The organism is Bizionia argentinensis JUB59 (assembly GCF_000224335.1).
In the GTDB taxonomy this organism is placed as follows: domain Bacteria; phylum Bacteroidota; class Bacteroidia; order Flavobacteriales; family Flavobacteriaceae; genus Algorimicrobium; species Algorimicrobium argentinense.
Genome location: NZ_AFXZ01000047.1, coordinates 18,166 through 43,705, shown reverse-complemented (window position 1 = coordinate 43,705; position 25,540 = coordinate 18,166). Strand labels below are relative to the sequence as shown.

The following is a 25,540-nucleotide window of genomic DNA, read 5'->3' as shown; positions in this document are numbered from 1 at the left end:
GTTATTCTGTTAAAGGGATTCCTAAATAGAAATCTAATACTTTCGTTTTAAATACAAAGTTATATTTAGCGTTAATTAAATTGGCTTGTGCATTTGTATAGCGGTTTCGAACTTGTTCGAGTTCAAAAGCATTCATCACACCAAAATTATAACTTTCCTGTGCATTATTAAACGATTCGTTTTGGGCTTCTAATGATGTTTGAGAAGCCTCAAATTGTTTAAAAGCAGCTTTAGCGTCAGCGTATGCTTGCTCTATACTAGTACGTAAATCTTGCTTTTCTTGTTCTAGCGAATAAGCAATTTTTTTACTATTAATAACTGCACGGTTTACATTTGCTTTGGTTTGGAACCCGTTAAAAATAGGGATATTTAAATTAAAACCTAAATTGTATCCTAAATTATCTTCAAATTGCTGTCCGAAACCGTTGGGTAGCACTGCAAAGTTAGTAGGATCGGATGGATCTGGAAACACGACACGTGTGTCGTTTTGACCTTGAAAATGCTGATATGAAGTTCCTAAACCGGCACCAAAACTTAAAGTAGGATAAAAAGCGCTTTTAGCTATGTCTACATCTAATTGCGCGTTTTCAATACTTAACTCTGCTTGTTTAATTTCCGGTCTGTTTTGAACCGCATATTCATAAATATCATCTGTACTCTTTCCTTGAATCATAACGGACGGAATATTTAATTCTATACTTTCTACCTCAAATCCATCATGAGAAACCTGCAATAGCTGTGCTAGGGCTAAAACAGCCAAATCCACACTATTTTCTGCGTTGATTAAACGCTCTTGGTCACTTGCCAATTGTGCTTGAACTTCATACAGATCGGCTCTTGGGCGAACGCCTGAATCTACCAATTCTGTTATGCGATTAACTTGTTTTTCAGAAATAAGGATTTGCTCCGTCGCCACTTTTAAATTTTCTTTATTCAAAAGAATATTCAAATATTGGTTTACTACATTTAAAGAAATGTTATCTTTTAAAATATCTAATTGTAACTGACTTGATTCAATACCTAATTTAGCCTGTTTAAAAACACTGGTGTTCCGAAATCCATTAAATAGGGTTACGCCAGTGTTTAGTCCAAAGCTGTTTCCTCTAGAATCTCTAGCTACTCGCGTACCGTCTTGACTAATAAATGAGCCGAAGTTCCAGTTTTGAGAGGCACTTCCATTTAAATTCGGTAAAAAATTTCCACGTGCGGTCACCAAATTTTGATCGGCAATTTCCGTGTCTAGCGCTGTTTGTTTAACTCTAATGTTATTTTCCAGGGCGTAATCTACACTTTCTTGTAAGGTCCAAACTTTTTCTTGAGCAAATAGACTAACAGAAAATCCGACAGTGAAAAATGTGAGGGTAAGTAATTTATTAAAATTAATCATCATTGTTATCTTCTTTAGCTTTGTTCCAAACTTTTATTTTATCTGTTTCCGTTACACCATCGGTAATCTCCACATTAATACCATCAGAAATACCTAGTTCCACATATTTTTCTTCAAAAGAACCATCCGCTTTTTGTACTTCTACATAAGGCTTTTCAGTGAATCTGTTAAACTGCAATAATGCTTCTTTTACAACCATTACACTATCCTTGCTTTCCATTTCAATTTCGGCATTGGCACTATATCCAGCTCTGATTTTTGTTGAATCTTCAACATCCACATCAGCTTTAATTACAAATTGTACCGCGCCATTTTCTTCAATACCTTTTGGGGCTACAAATGTTAATTTTGAAGGAAATTGTTTCTGATTAATCGCGCCTAAAATGACAATTATATCTTTACCTTCCTCTAGTTTTCCAACTTCCGATTCATCTACTTTACCTTCAAAAATCATTTTGCTCATATCTGCAATAGTTGCAATCGTTGTTCCGGCGTTAAAGTTATTACTTTCAATAACTTGGTCACCTTCACGAATAGGAATTTCTAAAACCGTTCCTGAAATTTGTGCAACAATATTGGTATTTGCAGAGCTTCCTCCTGATAACGATCCTTGTCTGATAATTTGAAAATCGTTTTGTGCCTGACGTAATGATTCGTTAGATTGATTTAACGACAATTCGCTGTTTTCGAAATCTTGTTTAGAAATTACACCTTTATCAAAAAGCGATTTATTCCTGTCATAAAGAGTTTTTGAATTATCGTAAGATAATTGGGCCGTATTAATACGACTTCTAGCGCTTACCAAACTTTGCTCATTTGGTACGACGCGAATTTTCGCAATTAAATCGCCTTTCTTTACAATATCACCTTCCAAGACCGCAATTTTATCTACGATACCTGAAATTTGTGGTTTTAATTCAATTTCTTCCTCTGGATTTAATTTCCCAGTTGCTACTACTTTTGTTTTGATAGAGGTAAAAAACGGTGTTTCTACTTTAAACTCTTCAATAGCTTTGGAATTTGAGTCTTTAAAATACTTAATTACCCAAACAAATAGTACTAATACTACTATGCCAATGATGATTTTTACTGCTTTATTCATTTGATTGTTTTATTATTTTTAATTGGTCAATGGTCTGTTTATATATCAATTTCTAGGTTTTATTCTTCGCGTAAAGCATCAATTGGTTTGACACTTGTGGCTTTAATGGCGGGAATAAGTCCGATTAAAGTTCCTAAAACAACAAGTATTAGGAGTGCTACAAATACGACTGTAATAGATACGGATGCATTTACAATAGCCGCATCGGGACCTTGCCCAAAAGCAGCGTCTAGAAAAATCAGTATCCAACCGCCACTTATAATTCCAAAAAAACCAGCTACTAGAGTAATAAAAACTGCTTCTAATAAAATCTGACGTTTTATCTCATAAGGTGTAGCACCTAATGCGCGCCGTACACCAATTTCTTTGGTACGCTCTTTTACAGTAATTAATAAAATATTACCAATGGCAAAAACACCTGCTATAAGCGTGGCTATACCAACAAACCAGGTTAGAAATTGCATCCCGACAAGAAAGCCTGTTATTTTTGCAAATTCCTTTCCTAAATTAAAACTTCCAAAGGCACGTTTATCTTCAGGGTGAACTTGGTTTAAGTTTCGTAAAATGAGCTTGGCGTCTTCTTCAATTTGGGTGATATCGTATTCTGGGTTACCAGTAATCATCATCCAATTGATGTTTTCGCCGCGATTATAAATTTGCTGAAACGTTGTAAAAGGAATGTGCATATCAGAGGATGGTCCCATACTCATATTACCATCTTCAAAAACACCAATCACTTTAAAGTTCATACTGTTTATTTGAATCAACTCGCCAATGGCCATTTCATCTTTTTCAAAAAGTTGCTTATACACACTTTCCGATATCACTGCCATTTTTTTATTACCATCAATATCATTTTGATTGATAAAACGGCCGTGAATTAACTTCTTCTTCTGAACTTTATCAAGCAACGGATAATCACCATTAATACTAAAGTTACCAGATAAAAAATTACGAATCACTAGTGCTTGACTCTGACTTCTTGGCACAACAAATTCGATACCTTCTACGTTTTCCTCTATCTTTTTAGCATCAGATAACGTTAGCTGAACGCGTTTCCCCTCTTGAAAACCTTTAAAAGGCTTACTGGTACTTTGTGCCCAAACAAACACACTGTTCGTGGCAAAATCGCCAAACAAACGGTTAAATGAGTTTTCAAGTCCCCGGGCAGAACCCAATAGACCAATAAGTAGTAAAATACCCCACCATACGCCCACCATGGTTAAAATAGATCGTAGTTTGTTTTTACTAAGACTATCAAAAACCTCTTGCCAAGTATCTCTCGCTGTTAAAAATTTAAACATATTAGTCGTCTCTTAGTGCTACAATAGGTTTGATTTGTGATGCTTTTTTTGCTGGCAAGTAGCCCGCAATTCCGCCTGCTACAATCAATGTAACGGTTGCGGCAATTATTAATGAGGGCTGTACACTTGGATCGGTAATAAAATAGGTTTCCAATGTCGGCGCAGCCAATTTTAAAATCCCCATACCGAGTAATAAGCCCACATAACCAGCAATGGCTGTAATTAAAATAGATTCTATTAAAATAATCGAAACAATAGATCTCGGTGTTGCACCTAATGCTTTTCGAATTCCGATTTCTTTGGTACGCTCTTTTACAATAAAAATCATAATATTACTAATACCAACTATACCAGCTGTTAAGGTTCCAAAACCAATAACTAGAATAATAAAACCTAAAGCTGTTGTCATTTGCTCTACTTGTTTGGTTCCTTCCGCCATATTCTGAATTCGAATACCCCGTTGATCTGTTTCAGCTATATCAAAACGATCTTTCATTTTAGTCGTCAATGTCCTACCAAAAGCAATGGCTTGATCATAGCTCATATCCGGTTTATAGGTCAGGTTTATCTGATCGATATAATCATTATTCCCATATAAGCGTTGTGCTGTAGAAATAGGCATAAAAATATAACGTTCTTCATTATCGCCACCATCATCCGAGAAAACGCCCACTACTTTATAAGCAATACCGTCTAGGTTAATGTACTTTCCTAAAGCGAATGTTTTTGGAAACAAATCTTCTTCAACCAGTCGACCGATAACAACAACTTTGGTATGCTGGCTAACATCCATTTCATTGATATAGCGTCCTTGATCGATCATAGTTTTTTCTAAATATTGATGATCGGGATGAACGGCTACAACGGAATAAGTACTTTTTTCATTTTGAAATGTAGCGGTTACATTTCTATAAACGCGTGAGGTTATATATTGAACTTTGTCATTATATTCCTCTTTTAAATATTGATAATCCTCGTTTTTAAATTGAATACGTCTGCCAGCCTGAAGTCCCTTATTCGCTTTGGAAGTCATTCCCGAATAAATCATAATGGCATTATTGGCATCGTCATTAAAGGCTTTCGAAAACGTATTCTGTAAACCATTTGCTAAACCAAAAAGAATGGCAAATAATAAGATAGCAAAGGCTACTGTAAATCCCGAGAGTAAACTTCGCGTTCGGTTTTTATTAATACTTTGAAATATTTCACGCCAAAGGTCTATATCAAACATATTGTTCGGCTCTTACTTGTTCTACAAACTCATCTTCTATAATAACACCATCTTTTAAACGTACAATACGTTTACACATATTGGCTATATCCTCTTCGTGTGTAACCATAAGAATAGTCTTTCCTTCATCGTTTAACTGCTGAATAAAAGCCATAATCTCATAAGACGTTGTGGTATCAAGTGCTCCTGTAGGTTCATCGGCGAGTAATAATTTAGGATTTGCAGCTAAAGCTCGCGCAATTGCTACACGTTGTTTTTGTCCACCTGACAATTCGTTTGGTAAATGCTTTGCCCAATTGGCTAAACCTACTTTTTCTAAATGAAACATAGCTAATTCCAAACGTTCTGCACGTTTTAAACCTTGATAGTATAATGGCAATGCAACATTATCAATGGCGTTTTTATAATTAATTAGATTAAAGGATTGAAAAATAAATCCTAAAAACTTGTTTCTATAAATAGCTGCTTTTTTCTCGGTAAGATTTTTAATAGGCACGCCGTCTAGAATATATTCACCTTCATCGGCTTCATCTAGCATACCAATTATATTTAACAATGTAGATTTACCTGATCCAGATGAACCCATAATAGCGACCATTTCACCCTCTTCAACAGAAAGATCAATACCTTTTAAAACATGTAAACTTGAGTCACCTATTGGATAGGATTTGTGCAGTTTGCTGATTGATAACATAATCTACTTTGGTTGGTTTAAATTCTATTCTACAAGTAAGACTTGCAAAACAACTAATTGTTACACCAAATGTAGATATATTTTAAACGATGGTTTTTCGAAATGTGTTAAAACTTTTACAAATAATTGGTTTTTAACAGGTTATTGTCTTAAAATCACGAATAATTTGATTAAGAATTTATTAGAAATCGCTATTTATCAAATTCTGACATAATGCCATCTTTAAAAAATAAATAAAATAAAACCTCTAAACATCAGTTGTTTTAGTTTTTATCCTTTTTAGTCCTAAAACTGCGAAAAATAAATAAACCTATACCACCAACTAAAACATACGGTACCGCCATTAAGTATACAATACCATTATTAATACCTTTAGCTTGTCCTTGACCTTCTTCAGTTTCTAAAACGGCGCGACACATGGCGCACTGTGCTTCAGCAGGAATAACATAAAAGAGTGTTATAATTAGGGTAAGAATAATTGCTTTTTTCATAATTAAAAATTAAACTATAATCGATTAAACTTGCACCATCATTTGCATATTAAGCGTAGTATGGTGAAATCATAATAAATACCACAACACCAGAAACCGCAACAAATAACCATAATGGAAAGGTTATGCGCGCTATCGTTTTATGACGCTCAATATTATTAGTAATAGCACGAACATAAGTTATTAATACAAAAGGAATAACTACGATTGACAAAACTATATGTAAAAGTAAAATAACATAATACACATATTTAATAACACCTTCTCCACCGTATTTTGTAGAATCGCTTGTCATATGATACGCCACATACATAGCTAAAAATGCCACGGAAAGCATAATAGCAAGCTTCATTAACTTTTCATGTAATTTTCGTTTGCCATTGGTAATTGCTAAAAAGCTTGCAACTAAAACCAAAGCAGTAAAGGCATTAATTGTTGCATAAATTGGCGGTAAAAATGTAAGCGGCTCTACATTCGGTATTTTAACACCAAAAAGAACGGCTACTACGATAGGAATAACCACAGACAGGATAATAATCCATTTGTTATATTTCTGTTCTGCTTGTACGTTTGAGTTCATTATTCTTTCAACAATTTAGCGATATCCTCTTTTAGCATACTAATTTCTTGCTCTTGTCCATCCTCATCATATTTTTCGGCTTCACTAATAATTCCTGAATAGAAAATTTTAGGATTACCAAAATGATCTTGTCTAGAACGTACAAAGCCATTTTTATCAATTAAAGCGAAATTCCCTGAATGTTCAAAACCAGCTTCCTCCGTTTCTTCTTCACCCACAAAGATATTAAATCCAATATTAGCCAATTCGAAAATAGCATCTTGATCACCCGTTAATAAATTCCAATTTGGATTGGTAATTCCATACTCTTCAGCATAAGCTTTTAAAACCTCAGGTGTATCAGTTTTTGGCATAATGGTAAAAGATGCCACACCGAAATTTTCATAACCTTCAAATTTATTTTGAATCTGCACCAAATTTTTATTCATTCTTGGGCAAATTGTTGGACAGGTTGTAAAAAAGAATTCAACCACATACACTTTACCCTCATAATCTTTTTCTGTAATCGTTTCACCATCCTGATTGGTAAAACTAAAAGAAGGCACCTTTTTAGGTGTACCATTGATATTTATAAAGTCCAAAGGGGCCGTTTCGTCTACAGAAAAATCGGATTTAGAAACCTGCTCACTTCGGTTGTCGTTTCTAACTGTATCTCCTTTGGTAATGCGATCTACAATTCTAGGTATAAACCATATTCCAAACACTAATATAACAAAGGCAATGCCTACATACGAATAACTAGTTTTCTTACTCATGACTTGAAGGTTTTAATTCATTAGCCCGACGTGTTTCCGAATCGAAATTACCTTTACGCTTTTGGCGATATTCAGTAAAAAGGACTCGTAAATCCTCGGAACTCATTTTATTTTTAATAATAGATACTTGAATAGAGTTATAAGCATCCAATGAATAGGCTGGTTTATTATTCTCTCTTTCTTTATCGCTTCGATCATCTAATCGACCACGTTGATGGCGATCCGTATCAATAATAAACACATTATCAGTAGCTAAGTTGTTAGAGAGGCTAAAAGATGCTTTTAAGCCATTAAAAGTTTTCTTAATTGCTTCTTCATCTGCATGAACAAAATGCCAAAAGCGCAAATCTTCATAACGTGCAATTTCTTTAAATAAGATTTCGGATTCTTCCTCTGTACCGAAAGGTACTAACACCACAATTTGAAATTTTTTAAAACCTTTAAACTTCTGATAGACCAATTCTTTTAAGTTAGAAGCGGAAGTTGCCATTTCCATAGGCTTTTTACCGAAAAAAGCTAGAACAGTAATATGCTCGTCTAATTTAATGCCTTTATCGTTTTTGGGAAGCTCAACGACGTTCTCATTAATTATTTCAAGAGGATTGTAGTTGTCCTCTGAAAGGGATAATACCAGAACAAACATGACTGGTAATAAGAATAAAACCCCTAAAATAACATTCCTTTTTATCTGCTTTGTTCTCATAGTGCAAAAATAAAAAAAGGCGGTTTAAAAAACCGCCTTTTGTAGAATATTTAACTGATTTAAAAATCTTGTTTTACAAAACCATTTGCAAACACATCTCCTATATAATCACCTTCTTGAAGTAATATAAAAATAAGATAGGAGATTAAGAAAACGCCTGTCCATATAGCCATACGCCTAAATGCTGCGGTTTCATCACGCATATGCATGAAGTCCCAAGTAATATAATAAGCTTTTACGATGGTTAGAATAATAAAAATCCAGTTCAGAATACTCATCCCTAGAACATTACCCATTAAAATCCCAGGTTTATAAATACCTAAAACTACTTCTACTGCTGTAACAATGGTAAGTAAAATTAAAACTCCCCAAATTTTTTGAGTATTAGATTTGAATTTCACTAAACCTCTAAATATTTCTAAATTATGTGCGTCTGCCATTTTTAACTGTATTATCTATAATTAAACAAGGTAGAAGAAAGTGAATACGAATACCCATACTAAATCTACAAAGTGCCAATAAAGACCAACTTTCTCAACCATTTCGTAACTTCCCCTGCGTTCGTAGGTTCCTACTATGACGTTAAAGAATACGATTATATTTAACATAACTCCAATCGATACGTGAAATCCGTGGAATCCTGTAATAAAGAAGAAGAAGTCTGCGAATAGTGGTGGACCATATTCATTTTGAATAAGGTTAGCACCTTCTACTACATTTTTCCCTTTGGTTTTTAATTCGTTTAATGACTTGCTTCTAGATAAAATGATTTTTTTGCCATTTTCGTCTGAATAAGTCGTCTGAACCAATAAGTTTGGATTGGCTTCAAAACCTTTTACAACTTCGTTAAAAGTAAAACTTGGAAGCGAGGTCTCACTTGTAAACCAAATCCCCTTTTTACTTTCATGTCTCTCACGTGCCGAAGCTTCTGCTGTTGCAAAATCTTTTAGCGCAACACGATTACCATCTGTATCAACAAAATGGATAATGTTTCCACCATGAGTTCCAACAGCACCATAATCACCTTTTATGAATGTTGACCACTCCCAAGCTTGAGAGCTTAAGAATATAACACCACCTATAACGGTTAAAAACATGTATAGTGTTACTTTAGCTTTATTCATATGGTGACCAGCATCCACGGCTAAAACCATTGTAACAGACGACATGATTAAAATGAACGTCATGAACGCTACGTAAATCATTGGTAACTCTTGCCCATGTAAGAAAGGTACGTGGGTAAATACGTCATCGGCAATTGGCCACGATTGACTAAATTTAAATCTGGAAAAGCCATAGGCTGCTAAAAATCCTGAAAACGTCAAGGCATCCGATACGATAAAAAACCACATCATCATTTTACCATAACTTGCTTTTAGAGGTTCGTTTCCGCCTCCCCAGGTTTTACCTTCGGTTCCAGTTTTTACAACTGTAGTACTCATATGTCAGATTTAGTTAATAAAAGTTGTACAAAAATAATCAATTTATCTTTTTAAAGAAATATCCACTACTATATTTTAGAAACATATAGCGCATATTAAATAATAGGTGTTTTTGTTGGTATGTTTAAGCGTCAATTTTACCCCACGAAATATAGGAATAAAAAGAGATAGACCCAAAGTAAATCTACAAAATGCCAGTATGTTGCGATTAACTCTAAGCCCAACATTTGGTTGGCTGTATACTTTTGTTTAAAATGATTATAAATTACAACCAACAAGCTAAATAATCCAACCGCCACGTGAATAATATGCACCACTGCTATCAAATAAATATAACTCATGGTAACATTACTGGTTGGTCCCGTGAAATTATAACCCAAATCTATAATTTGTTGAAAACCCATAAACTGGGTAGATATAAATGCAATACCCAAAACAAAGGTTGTTAATAACCAAACCGTCGTCATTTGCCTGTTACTTTGCGACATGCTCCGTTTGGCCATCCAAATCGTCATGCTGCTAATTAAAATAACAATTGTACTATAAATAAATGCTTGTGGTAATTGAAAATCTGTTGCCCAATCTGGTCGCGTGCTACTAACTACAAACGCACTTGTCCAGCCTGCAAAAGACATAATTAGTGACAATATACCAAACCAAAGCATCATTTTTTTTGCTCTGCCTCTTTTCTCTTCTAAAGTTCCTTGGGTTAAATCCATGGTTATCTAATAAATTTATCTACAACGTAGATTATTTGTAATAATGTGATATAAATTACGCTCACCAACATAAGATGTCTTGCTGATAGAACCGTCATTTTTTTATAGAGCTGAATAGCGTAATACAACATACCTAATCCAAGCAAAAAAACTATTACTGATGCTACAATAGACAATTGTAATCTACCTGTAAATCCGAAAGCTGGAACAATAGACACTAATAAAGTCCAAATGGAGTACATTATAACTTGTTTAGCCGTCCCTCGATCTTGTTTCCCTGTTGGCAACATAAAGAAGCCGCCTTTTTTATAGTCATCAAATAGAAACCATCCGATAGCCCAAAAGTGCGGGAATTGCCAGAAAAACTGAATAGCAAAAAGAGTTCCAGCTTCAATACCAAAATTATTAGTAGCAGCTACCCAACCCAACATAAAGGGAATAGCACCTGGAATAGCACCAACAAAAACGGACAATGGTGTTTTTGTTTTTAATGGCGTATAAACACAGGTATATAAAAATATAGATATGGCGGCAAACATAGCTGTTTGCTGATTAATAAAATACAAAATACCAATACCAAAAACAGTAAAGACACATCCCATAGCGAACGCGTTAGTTACAGATATACGTCCAGCGGGAATAGGTCTGTTTTTGGTGCGATCCATTAAGGAATCCAAATCTTTTTCAATAATTTGATTAAAAATATTAGAAGCACCTACCATAAAATAACCACCGAAAGCTAGTAAAATAAGAATAGAAAAATCGACAATTTCAGCACCCAAGAGATAACCTGCCATTGAAGAAAAAACAACGCTTAATGATAAGCGCATTTTCGTGATTTCTTTAAAATCAGAAACTAAAGAATGTTTAACTGAGAACGTGGCTTGCTTACTCAAAGTAATGGTTTGCTTTTTACGCGTTTATTGCGATTGCAAAGATACTTTGAAAAGTTAATTTTACAAATCAAAATACCAATTAAATAAATCAGTACGAATTCCTAAATTAAACCACACCGTATTTGATTTAAACGTAGTCGCATTTACTGTATCTGGATTAAAATCTCGGAAAGTAATATCGCCAAATATTTTCAAATTAGTTGCCGGATTAATTAAGTAGCCCGCTTGTAGATTGGCGAAAAATGTCGTGGCTTGATTTCCTTGCCCAACTGTAACACCTTTATCATAAGGTCGTTCCCCATAACTACGATAAATATCTCCACCATAACTAAAGTTATCAGTACCATCATTAAAATCTAATCCACGCTTGCCCATTACTAATTTAGCATTCCCAAACCACCGTTCATAATGGTAGCGACCTATAAGAATAAACTCACTAAAATTGGCTCCCCATAAATGTGCCATGCTCTGATTGTTGTGCCCATAATTAAGTACAACCGTATTATGAGAATAAGTATATGGACGTACACGGTTATATTCTGCCTGAATCATCAAGTTTTTAATCTTAAAAGCATCGTAATATTTAGCACCTAATTGATAACCATATTTGTTTTTCCAGCTTTTTTCGCCTCCCGTGATATCCGATAATGAGAATTCGTCTAAAATAAATTGTCCGTAAACATTTATTTCGTCACTCAATTTATATTTAGCGGACATTCCCATAACCGCATTTCCAGATTTCTGTCCCGTTTCAAATTCGATAGCACGATAAAAAATAATAGGGTTTAAATAACTAACATCGAAACCGCGATTATCTGATTTTGCCCAAATTACAGATTCGAAAAAACCAATATTTAACCGTTTCGTAGCATTCCAACTTAAGTAATGCGTTGCCATGTATTTTGTTAAATACGCGCCTTCAGGATCAATAACATCCCGTCTTGAATCTTTAAGCCACATCCATGTGTTGGTATATTTAATTTTCCAAAATGTTGTATTTAACTTTAAAAAGGGATTCGGACTTGCTACATCACTCGTAAATAGCGACCGATGTCCATCTCCAATAAAGTTTTTTCCTTGTCCAAACTGTACATTAAAGTAATTAACTGGCGTAAACGACAAATACGCTTCAGCAGCAGGATAATCGTATGCATCGTCTTTAAAACGTTTTGCTATACCACGTCCAGGCACAACAGCAACTTCATCCTTTGCTTTTATAGATTCGGCATATTGATTATAATATTCCGCAAAACGTCCTTGACTTTCAAAAACCGACGCGTAAAAACTAAATTTCTTACCCAATCCTCCCTGGATATTAACACCACGTGTGTTGTTGAATGTATAACTAAAATCCGCATCCAAATCCTTTCCAATTTGTAAATCGAAAATGGGATCTATAGTAAACCAATAATCTTCACCTTCTACCCGAACAAAACGTTCATTCCATAGTTTTCTACCAGTAAATGTTGACGTTGTTTTAGCTAGCGCTTCCTTTTCAGCTTCAAAGTTATAATATGATGAAACATCTTCATATAAAAACGGTTTAGAGCTAGTATGACTATTAGTTCCAACAAGGTTCATATTTTTACCAAATCGGGAATAAAACTCATGCGTAAAAGGAATATTTAACTGACTGGTATATTCTTTATTAGAAAACGGTTTTAGTTTCGTATTTACACTATCGTACTCTTGCCGGGCTCCGCGCTCTAATTCTGCTAGCTCTCGATTAATTGCTAAATCTTTAGTTGTTGGATCCGTTTGTTTAATTAAAGGAATTTTTAAGGCAAATGAATATTGCTTAAAAGTTGGATTCCCATTATAAGTAGCGGGTTTGATTTTTGGAAAGACTTCAAAAACACGTCGTGCTTCATCTTTTAATTCTGAATACAACGCATCAACATAAATAACACGAAAGACACCTTCTTTATCCACTTCGAATAAAATAACCACTTCACCTTTGTAATTATCTATCGAAACGACATCAGGAATCTTAAAGGAATTAAAAACTATATCAAAAACACGATTATCAAAACAAACTTGTAAGCCCGAAAGCTCAACCAATTCACATTCCGGAAACACAGGTGGTTTCTCATAATATTTGTTGTCTTGCGCGAACAAAACAATTTGAACTAAAAGAAGCAAAAAGGTAAGGAGGTTCTTTTTATTCATTTATAAAGAATTTTAGGCATTTGAAAGATACTATTTTTTTAATAACACGCATAAAAAATCATTTAACAAAACCAGCTTGACGGCACTGATTTACTTTTTTAAATACGCCAACGTTGCCTGTTTAAAAAAGGAAATACACTGAATGTCTTCCTGTTTTATAAGACCTAAACACCAACATTTATAAGACAATAAATGACTAAAATAAAAAATCCCGATACTAAAACGTATCGGGATTCTAATTTTATATAAAAGCGTATTTTTTATTTAGTCTTGGACTTGGAACTTTATAGGTAAAAAGTAAGGAACTCTTACGGCTTTTCCTCTTTGTTTTCCAGGCTGCATTTTAGGCAATAAACCAATAACACGCCTAGCTTCTTTCTCTAAACTTGGGTGCGGAGCTCGTGCTTGAACATCTACAATATCCCCATTTTTATCAATTTTAAAGAATACACGGATTTGCTGGATACCTGATAGACCTAATTCCTGAGCTAAATCTGTATTGAACTTTTTACCAATGAAATCTCTCAATTTCTCATTCATACAGTTCTTTTTATCTTCGTTGTTCCCTTTTTCACAACCTGGAAAAACTGGAACGTTTTCGATAACTGCAAAAGGAACCTCCTCTAATTCTGCTATCTCTTCTACTTGAACCTCTTCAATTTCAATAATCTCTTCTTCCTGACTTGTTTCAGTTGACTCGATTACTGTTTCTTCAATCTCTTCATCATCCTCAACAATTTCAATTATTTCCGGTGCTGCTGGTGGCGGTGGCGGTGGTGGCGGTGTAGCAATGGTTTCAGTAATTGGAACTTCTTCTTCTAATTCGTCACCCATATCCAAAGTACCGATATCAATCAATTCTTTATCATAGGTTTTATAATTGATAGCATAATTTGTTAAAAACAACATTAATGCTAAACCAATAGCAAAGAACAATGAACTGTTTCTGCCAACGTTTGCTTTCGGGTTTTTTTTAGGTTCCATAGTTATAGATTTATTACTGCCTGCTAAATAACCAAAAAAATGGTTATGAAACAAACGATTAATATTATTTAACGTCAGATTTTTTGAAAAAGAGCACTAAGTAAGTGGCTAAAAGTACACCTCCCACATTGGCTAATATATCATACCAATCAAAATAACGCGTGTTTGTTAATTCTTTTTGTAAGACTTCAATAATTATACCAAACGCAATACACGCAGTAGAAATAATTAACAAAGCTTTAATTCTGGACATATTATACCTATAATTAAAGGTATAAAACCAAACTCCAGTTAAAACCCCATATGCACCAAAATGAAATACTTTGTCTGCAAATGATGGTATTATAGTTTCAATCTCACTAAAATCCAACCTTATTAAACTAACCGCTAGTAACGATATCGTATAAGCTATAGAAATTAATAAGGTGTGTTTTTTAAGCACCCACTAATTCTTTATAATCGTCTGCAGACATTAGTTTAGCCACATCTGATACGTCCGAACATTTGATTTTAATCATCCAACCCTCACCATAAGGATCGCTGTTTACTAATTCTGGAGCATCTTCAAGTGCTTCGTTAAACTCGATGATTTCACCAGAAATTGGTAAAAATAAGTCAGATACAGTTTTAACGGCTTCTACAGATCCAAAAATTTCGTCTGCATCTAAAGTCTCATCTACAGTTTCAACTTCTACGTAAACGATATCACCTAATTCACTTTGAGCGAAATCAGTAATACCTACAATTACTACATCACCTTCTAGTTTTACCCATTCGTGATCTTTTGTATATTTTAATTCAGCTGGAATATTCATGTTTATATATTTTTTACAAATGTATTTATTCGTTTCATATTTTCAAACTAATAACTCTTAATTACCAAAAGTATATCGGAGAGTGATTCCAGAACGTATAGTTGTTTGTGGAAATGCCGTTGAAATAGCGTACTCTGAAAAGGCATAATCAAAATAGAAAATACCGGTTAAGTTTTTACTAAAGGAATAATCGGTCGAAAACTTTAGCGACCAAATTGTCTGACCAGATGTTACTTGATTATTTTCTAAATCCAAGTAGCGAATGATTGTTTTATTATCACGAACCGAAATATCAGCCTTTATATTTAAATCACTCACTATACGCTTTTTAGGACCGGCTAATTTAGATTTAATACGGACATCTTTTATCCGATATCCCATTCCAATAATATATTCATTACCCTGAATTTCGGTCATTAAATTATTATCAAAACTCAAGGATAACAAACGATCTTTTTTCATTTCTAATAGGATTTTAATGGAGCTTTTCATTTCCATATCAATCCGGAAAAGTGGACTAAACATTTCACTTAAGTTAATATTACTATATAGATTTTCATTTTTATAATTTCCACTTTGATCTACTGCTGAAGGGTTTTCAACGTCATAATCTAAATTAGAGCGGAATTGATTAATAGTATAATTAGAGCGATACCCATGAACAATGGAAAAACGCTTAAACTTACTCTTAAACCATTTTACATTCATTAAACCGGTATATTTAACATCCCAGTTTGGAATAGGTATATCACGGAAAGCGCCTAAAGAAACCTTTTCAGCGTTCTGCCCTGAATAGGCTGATAAAAATGACGGCAACAACACAGCTTGGTTGTTTTTACCAAAGCCAACTGGATAACCTTCCGCATCTAAAGGATATGAATTACCACCGTAGTAGCCTTGCGCTAATCGGTTTGCAACTTTTATACGGTTTGATCTAAATTCATTAAATGTTTGAGACTGAATTTCATTACTTTGACTAAATGCCGTTTTTATTAGTATGGTTGAAATATTAAAGTTTCCAAAAGAATTTGGTGTAAGCGATTCATATTCATAGCGACTACCTAAATCGTTTACACGGTAGTTTTCTGTAAAGTTTTCCGCATACATTCTATTTCCTACAACATCAATCTTTAAATCTTTAAAGGGCTCTATATTTGCCGAATAATCAAACTGACGTGTTTTATTAACACGATACTGATCATTAAAATCCGGATACATGGTTAACCAACCACGTCTTGCCGCCATATCACGAACATCATTTTGGCTACCAAAAGTAAAAGCTGTTGTGGGCTTTAAAGTTCCAACAAATCCAGGTGTTTGCAAGTAACCTGGCAAATATGTTCCGCTGGTTTCTGCGTAATTAAATTGAATTCGTTTTACGGCTGTAACTATATCAATTCCCGTATTTAAAAGTTTGGTTCCTGCGCTATTTTTAGATATTTTTTCAGCTCCCTTTGGCTTCTCTGCAATTTGAAGATCTTCGGCTCCAGGTGGTGTTGGCGTTCTTTTAGCATTTCGTGAAGCCGTATTTCTTTTAACCGATTTCTTTTTTAACCCAATATGATTATAAAATTTACTCATATTTAAGGTGGTATTCAAATTATGCTGATTGGCATTAGAGATGACGTTTCCTAAATCATAAGTGATACCGTTTACGTCTAAATCTCCCAATAAATCAGATCCTTTTTGCCATTGAAATTCTCCACTATAAGAATATGTTGCATCCAGAAAGGCAAAAGTTGGTATTTTATTTATAGGAATTTCGTAATTCACACCTAATTGTTGATATTGGGTGTTTGGATCTCCAAAATCGAAGAATCCATCCCAAACATCTAAACTTGCATCTTGTTCACCATTCCTAATATTATTTTTAAAATAATTTCGAACAATATTTACATTGGATGCTGTGAAATTCATGGATAATGCCTTGGTTAAATTATAATTCACCGTGTAACCAAAGTCAAATGTATAATTTCGTCTATATAATTCCTCAAGCCCAATATTGGCTCCTCCCAAATCAATTTCTCTAAATTTCTGTTTATTAAACTGTCTATTTATATTAGAGTTAACAGTAAAACTTGCAGGTAGCGGATTGAAATTAAAATCCTTTAATAGTTTCCAATACTTACTTGTAAACAAAGAATCATTTTTCTTGAATGGCTCTATATTTAATGGCGCAAAATTATAGGCATAATTGACCCCTGTTCGCAGATTTTTATCAACAGCATTTTCTATTTCAAAATCACGATGTTCTACTTTATTATATGAATAATTAAGGGTGAAGTTTTCCACATCATAGAAACGCGGCGCAGATTCGCCTGTTCTAATTTTTCGAACTCCAATAAAATTAATACTCTTACGCTTGGTATAATTTTCGTTGACATTTAATATAGAGTCTTGGTTTACGTTATTATCTAACTGCGTCTGCAATTCAATATCGCGATAAAACTCATCAAATCGCGGCGTAATTTTTTCTTCACCTACACCGTAATTAAACGGAATTTGAACACCCCATTTTTCAGGTAGCAACTGCCCTACATTTACATTAGTAACCACGTCATACTGTTGTACATCTTCACGGCTGCGCTCCTCTGGACCTTGCTCGATACTTCCAAATCCTGCAGTACTTTTTCTTCCAGTTGCACTTATACTTGCAAAATCGGCAATATTAGAATCCATACTTAAAACAGCTGCCCAACCACCTTCACTATCCATATCTGATAGTCGTAATTCGTTTATCCAAAGTACCGCACATTTACTAACAGACGCTCTGTTTTTTACACCAACCATTAAGGTTCGTATATCCCCAAAGTTTGGATTACCAACAATAGCCACTCGATGAAATTGATCGGAATCCGATAATCCAACAGGCAATGGATCGTATTGATTTACGGGGTTTTCTGTTAATTGGTCTCTTATAACATCATAGTAAGTTGGGTTATTACTACTAATATTTCCAGCTGCAATAGCTTTAGATTTAATTTCTTGTAATACTTTTAATGGTATATTTACTTGGTTTGCTTCTGGCCATAGCGCTTCTTTTGACAGTCCTTGCGATACTTTAAGAGGCACCATAATTTCGTAATAGTTTTGGGTTAAATCGTTACCCATTCTAATATATCCAAATAAGTCGTCGTCATTTAAACCAGGCTGCGAACCTTCCTCGGCGTGCATATACATGCGTAAACGTTTATATTGACGCATATCCACATTAATATTCTTAAAAACTGCACGACCATCTTCAGACTCTAAATCACAAACATCTAACAATAAAGATTGCTCGTTCTGTCTGATAACCGTATTGTTATTATACAATTCTTCTGGATCTACTCCTGGTGGCGACTGGTAACTGCCGTCATTTTTTAAGGTACTGATTACACCTACAGAAAAATCCGTATTATCCAATGATGGATCACCTAAATCCACATCTAATGTTTTTGAATAGCGTCTCCATTCACTTCGTACTAAATCTAAAGTACCAAAACGCATGATGGTTTGCTCTGTAAATTGCTTTAAGTACATTCTTGCAAAACGAACCGAACGTAAATCGGAAATACCACCAATAGATGTTTTTGCAACATCGTCAACCGGAATTCTAAACTGATACCATTTTGGTGTAACTGTTTGTCCGTTTGGTAAAGTTCTTATTTGATTTTCTTTAATATCAACAATGTATGGGTTGTTGATATTTAAATCACTTGGAGTAATATCCAATTCATACTCATAGTAACTATCTATAGTATTCATGGTGTTATCCCGGTTTACATCTTCCACATCCGGTTGTGATGTTGAACCACGATTTGTATCTGAAAATGTATCTGGCGAGTTTCCTTCTACACCGTTATAGTTTTTGTAACGCTGAAAAATATCGCCATCCGTATTTAAAAAATAAGTGTAGTTATCGTTTGAAGGATCGTCTAACATACCATAATTTGGAAAAACAATTCGTTCGTCGGAATCACTTAAACCATCATAACCAACATCTTGATTGTCTCGCTCCTGTCCAGTGGTATCAAAAGCATAAATAAGTGATTGATTTTGCGGATATGCAGCACCCCAAGAGGTAGATTGTGGTAAAACACCTAAAACATTTCCATCGACAGGCAGACCATTTTCATAGAGTTTACGACCATCCTTAACAACATCCTCGGAAATATTACCTAAATTAAATACCAACTTTCCACCTGGATTCGTCTGGTTTTCTTGAAATGGGTCTTGTAACCAAAACTCAATATATTCCACGTTTGCCTGTTCAAAATCGGTAGACGTTAAACCTCTTGTTATACCTCCCCAGCTATTTGCTGGATTGGTTAGTTGATTATCTGGAATAACAACATTAGAGGTTTGAAAGTTATAAGGACCACGTTCTTCTGGATAATATGCTAAATCCAAAGTGTATAAAACCGTACTTTGACCTTGCGCAATATCTTGACCTGGAAATAATTCATTTATAAATACGCGACTGGTATATAAATTAGAAATATCATCATCGGTAATTCCACTTGGACTTCTATTGCTGTAAAAAATAGGATCAATAGTGTACCAGTTTAGTAGGGCGCGATCGAAACCTTGCTCTATGCCGTTTTGATCGTCATTATTAGCGTTTATACCACGAGGTCTACTTGATAAAAACCAAGATTGCGGAGATTTTAAGTCAATATTACTTTGAGAACCTTCAAAGTCGTCCACATAAGTTGTTGCTTCGCCTTCAAAGTCAGTTCCTTTTGGAGACCCTGGTGCTAAATAAGCAAACTCACCACGTACCGATAAATTAGACATAACGTCTGTATCAATATTGGGAAGCTTATTAGCCAAACGTGTTAAAAACGGTACTTCGGTGGAATAATTTCCATTAAATCCGAAAATATGGTTATTAATAGGTTCCTGACTATAATTAGCTTTTTGTGTAATTGGCCGTTCATTAAGGTGCAACCATGTTCCTCCAAGTACAAAGTTTTCATTAAATTTATGTTCAACATTTACACCAGTAAAACGCTTGGTTTGCTGTCCGAAAACAGCATTATTTTCTGTCGAAACCTGAATTGGTGTATTAGACGCCTTCAAAGATTCATCTAAAATCTGAACCGTTCCCGCTTGATAGTTTACGGTGTAATCTACACCTTCCACTAACGTTCTACCACCCGCTGTAACTGTAACAGACCCACGTGGTACATTAAATGCACCAATAGGAATACCGTCGCCACCCTCGGATTTGTAACGCCCTTTTATTTTAAATTTATTCTTATCAGACTCTTCTAAAGCCGCCGACTTCGTTTGCTTATACAATACATCATAAACGTATTTTTTCTGATTGTCGTTATAAGTTGCTGTATTGGTATAATCTTCAGAATTGGCTAATGATAAAGTTTCAAATAAATACTGACCAAACGGCTCGACTTTGGTAAAAACAATTTTACCATTTTGCGGTAAGACAGTTATTCCAGGAACAAAATCGAAAAACCCATCACCATTTTTTTGCGGGTCATTATTAAAGTTTAGTCTATCAAAATTAAATAGCCGTAGTAAAGTTGTTTCGCTTATTGGATTTCCTTCAAACTGCGGAAAAGGTGTGCCAGAAACAGGTGTAATAAAGTTAACTGGTGATGCTTCGTTATAAAAAATATTCAATTTGAAATCTTCCCTACTTAATTGGTAGGCCCCTGTGTCATAAATATTCTTCATCATTAAGTCCCAAATAGGCTGTTGCACATTTGTAATCGGACTCTTTAATAATTTCAAAACAAGGGTGTTGTTGGTAACAGTTGTTATTGGTCCAGAAGTATCTACGCCAGTTGGGTCCACGCCTCCATTTGCGAACTCTCCCACTTGATAAACTTTTCCACCAACCGTATATTGAAATGCAACCGCAACAACTTCATCGTTATTTAAACGTTGATTTAAAGAAATATATCCTAATTGCGTATTCAAGGTAAACTCCTGACCTTCTGTTAATTTACGAGCATTTTCTAATTTTGCATAATCAGAACCTTCACTAACGGCACCAGATAAACTTCCAAAACCTTGTTGTGCGGTGGCAATATCTCTAATACTTTTATTTAAAATTGAACCCGAACCAATAGTTGTCGGGTTAAAATCGTTATTCTTGTTATCTGGATAAGCATTTGGGCCTGCATTTAAAAATCCCGGAGGAACAGGGTTTAGCAAAATATTATTCGCCGATGGGTTTGAGTTTGACTCTCCTAAATCCTGAAGTGCCACAATATTTCTAACGTTTTCTGTTCGGTTAGTTTTATTAGTTACCCAAACTTCAACGCGTGTAATTTGCACATTGGAAAAGATATGCGGATAATTTGCCAAAGCCGTATCATAATTATCTCTAAAATAGTGTGCTAGGAAAAAGTGACGGTTTTCATCATAATCTCTTGCAAAAAAATCAAACTCTTCCAACGTTCCACCACCTTGAGCAATAACCGTTCGCCTGTCGGATTTCTGTTCAGAAAACACACCTGTAATGGTTGTTTTACCAAACTGCAACTGTGTTTTAACACCAAATAAACTTTGAGCTCCAGTAATTAAAGAACTATTTAAAGGCATACTAACGTTACCAACTTCAATTTTCTGAATAATATCATCTTCAGTTGGTGTGTATTCTAATTTTATTAAATTTTGAAAATCGAAAGTAGATTGTGTATCATAATTAGCCGTTACTTGTAGTCGTGTTCCCACTTTACCTAGCAAGCTTAAACTTATACGCTGATCAAAATCGAATGTAAAACTACTTCTGTTTCTGGGTGAGAAAGCAGGATTATCTTGTTTAGTAAACAAGATACCCAAATCCATTTCTACGGAACCTTGAGGAATGACTTCAATAGTATCACTTCCGAAAATAGTTTCAAAGAAGCCTGAATTGACATAAAACTCCGGTAATAAATTCTTCTGACCTTCATCACTACCTTCCTTTTTTCCATCGAAAGCATCAATTTTTTGCTTGTAATAAGATTGCACACCTTGCTTTACAATTAAATCTTGATATTCTTTAGGCGTTAAAATTATGGGATAATTAATATTAAACTCGCCAATAGTTTCCGTATAAATATAGCGATCTGTTATAGGGTCGTATTTATATTTAGATACAATACTAGACGGATTTGGCATTTGCATATTGCCAAAATTAAAACCGGTTTTTGTTGTATCTTGCTCAACAGGCTCTGTTTGCGACCAAACCAACACTGAAAAAAGTAAGGCACCAGCAACAAGTACTTGATTTTTTAAGGTTTTTAATAAATTAGGATTGGTTGTATTCAAAATCTATTATAAATTTTTTAACGCTTGCTTTATTATGGTTTCGACATCCGCTTGTGGCTCTTGAGTTAAAAACTTGTCTACCACGCGTTCTGATTGTTTCTTGGAGAAACCTAAAACCTCTAAAGCCGATAACGCTTCATCTTTATTTGTATTGCTTTGCGTTGTAGAATTTTCATCAATATCGTAGACTTTCAAAATTTTATCTTTCAAATCTAAAATAACGCGTTGAGCCGTTTTTGCGCCAATTCCTTTAACGGATTGAATTAAGGCAACATCACCAAGCGCTATTCCTTCACGCACCTGTACAGGTGTTAAAGAGGATAACATAGTCCTGGCTATACTTGAACCAATACCACTAACTGATATGAGTAAACGGAAAATTTCGCGTTCAGCAAGCGTTGAAAACCCAAACAACGTATGCGAGTCTTCCTTTACCTGAAGGTGTGTATACAACTTAAGGTTTTCGCTATCTGGTATTTGCGAAAAAGTATGAAGTGATATATTTAAATGATAGCCAACACCGTTGCAATCTATAACAACGTCTGTTGGCTTTTTTTCAACAAGTCTTCCTTGAATATGTGTAATCATTAATTAACATTATTTTAACTCTCAAATGTAATAAAATTATTTCCAAATCAAAGCTGTTTGCTAACTGAATACACGTTTTAAAGATCTGCTAATTTCTCTTTTAGTTGGGCATCAATTACTGCAATTGCAGTCATATTTACAATTTCGTCCACACTGGCATCTAATTGTAAAATATGTACAGGCTTGCGCATTCCCATCATGATTGGTCCAATAGAATCTGCTTGATTCAATTCTTTTAGAAGTTTGTAAGTAATATTTGCCGACTCTAAATTCGGAAAAATTAAGGTATTTACTTTCTTTCCTGCTAGTTTAGAAAAAGGGAAGGCATCTTCAAGCATTTCCCTGTTTAAGGCGAAATCGGATTGTAATTCGCCATCCACTAATAAATCAGGGTGTCTTTGATGTAAATACGCAACCGCTTCACGAACTTTAGTGGCTGTTTGATTTTTTGAAGAACCAAAGTTAGAATATGAAATCATAGCCATAACTGGTTCCATTCCAAACATTTTAACCACACCAGCCGTCATTTGAGCTATTTTCATTAAATCGGTAGCTGATGGATTGATATTTATAGCCGTATCACTTAAGAATAACGGGCCACGTTCGGTCATCATTAGATTGGTTGTAGCCACACGCGTAGAGCCAGGAGCCAGACCAATAACTTCCAGCATCGGTTTTACAACCAAAGGATAGCTCTGTGAAAAACCTGAAATTAAGGCATCTGCATCGCCTTCATGGACCATCATAGCTGCAAAATAATTTCGCTCACGCATCATTTTCTCTGCTGAAAACAGGGTAATTCCTTTGCGTTGACGTTGCTGCCAATATACTTTAGCATATGCATTTTTACGTTCTTCTTCTTCATCCGATTTTGGATCGATAATTGGAACCTCTGCATCAAATTCAATCTCAAGCTTTAGGCGTTCAATAACATCGCGACGACCTAATAAAATAGGAAGTGCAATACCTTCATCATGTGCAATTTGAGCTGCTTTCAATACGTCTAAATGATCTGCTTCTGTGTAAACAACGCGTTTTGGATTTAACTTGGCGCGATTTAAAAGCAGACGCACCATTTTATTATCAGAACCTGAACGTTCTAAAAGCTCGTTTTCATATTTATCCCAATCTGTAATTGGATGTTTTGCCACACCACTTTCAATAGCTGCTTTGGCAACTGCAGGCGGGATTTTTGAAATCAATCGTGGATCAAAAGGTTTTGGAATAATATACTCACGACCAAAGGTTAGGCGTGTTTCATCATAAGCTATATTTACTTGTTCTGGCACAGGCTCTTTGGCTAAATTAGCCAAGGCTATAACTGCCGCCTTTTTCATTTCTTCATTAATTTTCGTAGCACGAACGTCTAAAGCACCTCTAAAGATATAAGGAAATCCTAAAACGTTGTTTACTTGGTTAGGATGATCACTTCGGCCAGTAGCCATAATTAAATCCTTTCTGGTAGCAACGGCTAACTCATATTCAATTTCTGGATCCGGATTTGCCATTGCAAAAACGATCGGATTATCGGCCATGGTTAATAACATGCTTGGCGATACGATATCAGACGTAGATAACCCGATAAATACATCGGCATTATTCATTGCATCTTCAATGGTTGTAATATCTCTATGGGTTGCAAACTCTGCTTTTTCGGGTGTTAAATTATCGCGATCTTGACGAATAACACCTTTACTATCTAGCATTACCATGTTTTCACGCGTGGCACCAAAAGCTTGGTATAAACGTGAGCAAGAAATAGCGGCAGCACCTGCACCACTAACAACTATTCGCGCATCTTTAATATCTTTTTCAGCTAATTCTAAAGCGTTTAATAAAGCTGCAGCTGAAATAATAGCTGTTCCGTGTTGATCATCGTGCATAACCGGAATATCCAATTCTTCTTTTAGTCGGCGTTCTATTTCAAAAGCTTCCGGCGCCTTAATATCTTCTAAATTGATACCACCAAAAGTTGGGGCAATCATTTTTACGGTTTGAATGAATATTTCAACATCTTCGGTATCCACTTCAATATCGAAAACATCAATATCTGCAAATATTTTAAAAAGCAAACCTTTGCCCTCCATAACTGGTTTAGATGCTTCAGGACCAATATTTCCAAGACCTAAAACGGCTGTTCCGTTGGTAATAACCGCAACTAAATTTCCTTTGGCTGTATATTTATAAACATTGTCTTTGTCTTTTTCAATTTCAAGGCAAGGCTCAGCAACTCCTGGTGAATATGCTAACGATAAATCACGCTGACTAGCGTATTTTTTAGTTGGTACAACTTTTATCTTTCCAGGTGTAGGTTTCGCGTGATACACTAATGCCTCTCTTCTTCTGCTTTGTTTGCTCATTTATATATCTGTTTATTAAGACAAACAAATATACATTTTTACAACACAAAATGA

The 25,540-nt window shown here is 34.8% G+C and carries 20 protein-coding genes; all 20 read right to left on the bottom strand.

Going from position 1 to position 25,540, the window contains the following annotated elements:
- Window position 1: 1 nt before the first annotated feature.
- On the bottom strand, window positions 2–1,390 hold the full coding sequence (locus BZARG_RS11795; protein ID WP_237702595.1) for a TolC family protein: 1,389 nt from the start codon (window positions 1,388–1,390) through the stop codon (window positions 2–4).
- Complete coding sequence (locus BZARG_RS11790) at window positions 1,380–2,489, bottom strand: efflux RND transporter periplasmic adaptor subunit (RefSeq protein ID WP_008638756.1); 1,110 nt, start codon at window positions 2,487–2,489, stop codon at window positions 1,380–1,382. Before BZARG_RS11790 ends, BZARG_RS11795 begins: the two co-directional genes overlap by 11 nt.
- Before the next feature lie 59 nt (window positions 2,490–2,548).
- The gene (locus tag BZARG_RS11785; RefSeq protein ID WP_008638726.1) at window positions 2,549–3,793 is read right to left on the bottom strand and encodes an ABC transporter permease; all 1,245 of its coding nucleotides are present in this window, start codon (window positions 3,791–3,793) and stop codon (window positions 2,549–2,551) included.
- Between the two features lies 1 nt (window position 3,794).
- Window positions 3,795–5,024 (bottom strand): ABC transporter permease, encoded by a 1,230-nt coding sequence (locus BZARG_RS11780; RefSeq protein ID WP_008638723.1) that lies wholly within the window; start codon window positions 5,022–5,024, stop codon window positions 3,795–3,797.
- A complete protein-coding gene (locus BZARG_RS11775; RefSeq protein WP_008638699.1) occupies window positions 5,017–5,718 on the bottom strand; it encodes an ABC transporter ATP-binding protein in 702 nt (233 codons plus the stop codon). The genes BZARG_RS11780 and BZARG_RS11775 overlap by 8 nt, the downstream gene beginning before the upstream one ends.
- Window positions 5,719–5,981: 263 nt before the next feature.
- The gene (locus BZARG_RS11770; RefSeq protein ID WP_008638686.1) at window positions 5,982–6,209 is read right to left on the bottom strand and encodes a hypothetical protein; all 228 of its coding nucleotides are present in this window, start codon (window positions 6,207–6,209) and stop codon (window positions 5,982–5,984) included.
- A gap of 49 nt (window positions 6,210–6,258) precedes the next feature.
- Window positions 6,259–6,789: a DUF420 domain-containing protein gene (locus tag BZARG_RS11765; RefSeq protein ID WP_008638685.1), complete on the bottom strand. Its 531-nt coding sequence runs from the start codon at window positions 6,787–6,789 to the stop codon at window positions 6,259–6,261.
- Complete coding sequence (locus BZARG_RS11760) at window positions 6,789–7,544, bottom strand: SCO family protein (protein WP_008638662.1); 756 nt, start codon at window positions 7,542–7,544, stop codon at window positions 6,789–6,791. Before BZARG_RS11760 ends, BZARG_RS11765 begins: the two co-directional genes overlap by 1 nt.
- On the bottom strand, window positions 7,537–8,247 hold the full coding sequence (locus BZARG_RS11755) for a hypothetical protein (RefSeq protein WP_008638728.1): 711 nt from the start codon (window positions 8,245–8,247) through the stop codon (window positions 7,537–7,539). The genes BZARG_RS11760 and BZARG_RS11755 overlap by 8 nt, the downstream gene beginning before the upstream one ends.
- Window positions 8,248–8,306: 59 nt before the next feature.
- Window positions 8,307–8,687, bottom strand: coding sequence for a cytochrome C oxidase subunit IV family protein (locus tag BZARG_RS11750; RefSeq protein WP_008638637.1), 381 nt, complete (start codon window positions 8,685–8,687; stop codon window positions 8,307–8,309).
- 21 nt (window positions 8,688–8,708) lie between these two features.
- Window positions 8,709–9,689, bottom strand: coding sequence for a cytochrome c oxidase subunit 3 (locus BZARG_RS11745; RefSeq protein WP_008638729.1), 981 nt, complete (start codon window positions 9,687–9,689; stop codon window positions 8,709–8,711).
- Between the two features lie 137 nt (window positions 9,690–9,826).
- Entirely contained in the window at window positions 9,827–10,408 is a 582-nt protein-coding gene (locus tag BZARG_RS11740) for a cytochrome c oxidase subunit 3 (protein ID WP_008638717.1), read from the bottom strand.
- A gap of 2 nt (window positions 10,409–10,410) precedes the next feature.
- The gene (cyoE, locus tag BZARG_RS11735; protein ID WP_040288620.1) at window positions 10,411–11,304 is read right to left on the bottom strand and encodes a heme o synthase; all 894 of its coding nucleotides are present in this window, start codon (window positions 11,302–11,304) and stop codon (window positions 10,411–10,413) included.
- Window positions 11,305–11,364: 60 nt separating this feature from the next.
- Window positions 11,365–13,473 carry a hypothetical protein gene (locus tag BZARG_RS11730; protein WP_008638715.1) on the bottom strand — a complete coding sequence of 703 codons (2,109 nt, stop codon included), beginning with the start codon at window positions 13,471–13,473 and terminating at the stop codon, window positions 11,365–11,367.
- Window positions 13,474–13,737: 264 nt separating this feature from the next.
- Window positions 13,738–14,457 (bottom strand): energy transducer TonB, encoded by a 720-nt coding sequence (locus BZARG_RS11725; RefSeq protein WP_008638698.1) that lies wholly within the window; start codon window positions 14,455–14,457, stop codon window positions 13,738–13,740.
- A gap of 64 nt (window positions 14,458–14,521) precedes the next feature.
- Window positions 14,522–14,899 (bottom strand): VanZ family protein, encoded by a 378-nt coding sequence (locus BZARG_RS11720; RefSeq protein WP_008638660.1) that lies wholly within the window; start codon window positions 14,897–14,899, stop codon window positions 14,522–14,524.
- On the bottom strand, window positions 14,892–15,272 hold the full coding sequence (gene gcvH, locus BZARG_RS11715) for a glycine cleavage system protein GcvH (RefSeq protein ID WP_008638674.1): 381 nt from the start codon (window positions 15,270–15,272) through the stop codon (window positions 14,892–14,894). Before gcvH ends, BZARG_RS11720 begins: the two co-directional genes overlap by 8 nt.
- Window positions 15,273–15,329: 57 nt before the next feature.
- Window positions 15,330–22,538 (bottom strand): T9SS outer membrane translocon Sov/SprA, encoded by a 7,209-nt coding sequence (gene sov, locus BZARG_RS11710; RefSeq protein ID WP_008638693.1) that lies wholly within the window; start codon window positions 22,536–22,538, stop codon window positions 15,330–15,332.
- A 6-nt stretch (window positions 22,539–22,544) separates the two neighbouring features.
- Window positions 22,545–23,126 carry a Holliday junction branch migration protein RuvA gene (gene ruvA / locus BZARG_RS11705; protein ID WP_008638656.1) on the bottom strand — a complete coding sequence of 194 codons (582 nt, stop codon included), beginning with the start codon at window positions 23,124–23,126 and terminating at the stop codon, window positions 22,545–22,547.
- A 77-nt stretch (window positions 23,127–23,203) separates the two neighbouring features.
- The gene (locus BZARG_RS11700) at window positions 23,204–25,486 is read right to left on the bottom strand and encodes an NADP-dependent malic enzyme (protein ID WP_008638688.1); all 2,283 of its coding nucleotides are present in this window, start codon (window positions 25,484–25,486) and stop codon (window positions 23,204–23,206) included.
- Window positions 25,487–25,540: the final 54 nt, after the last annotated feature.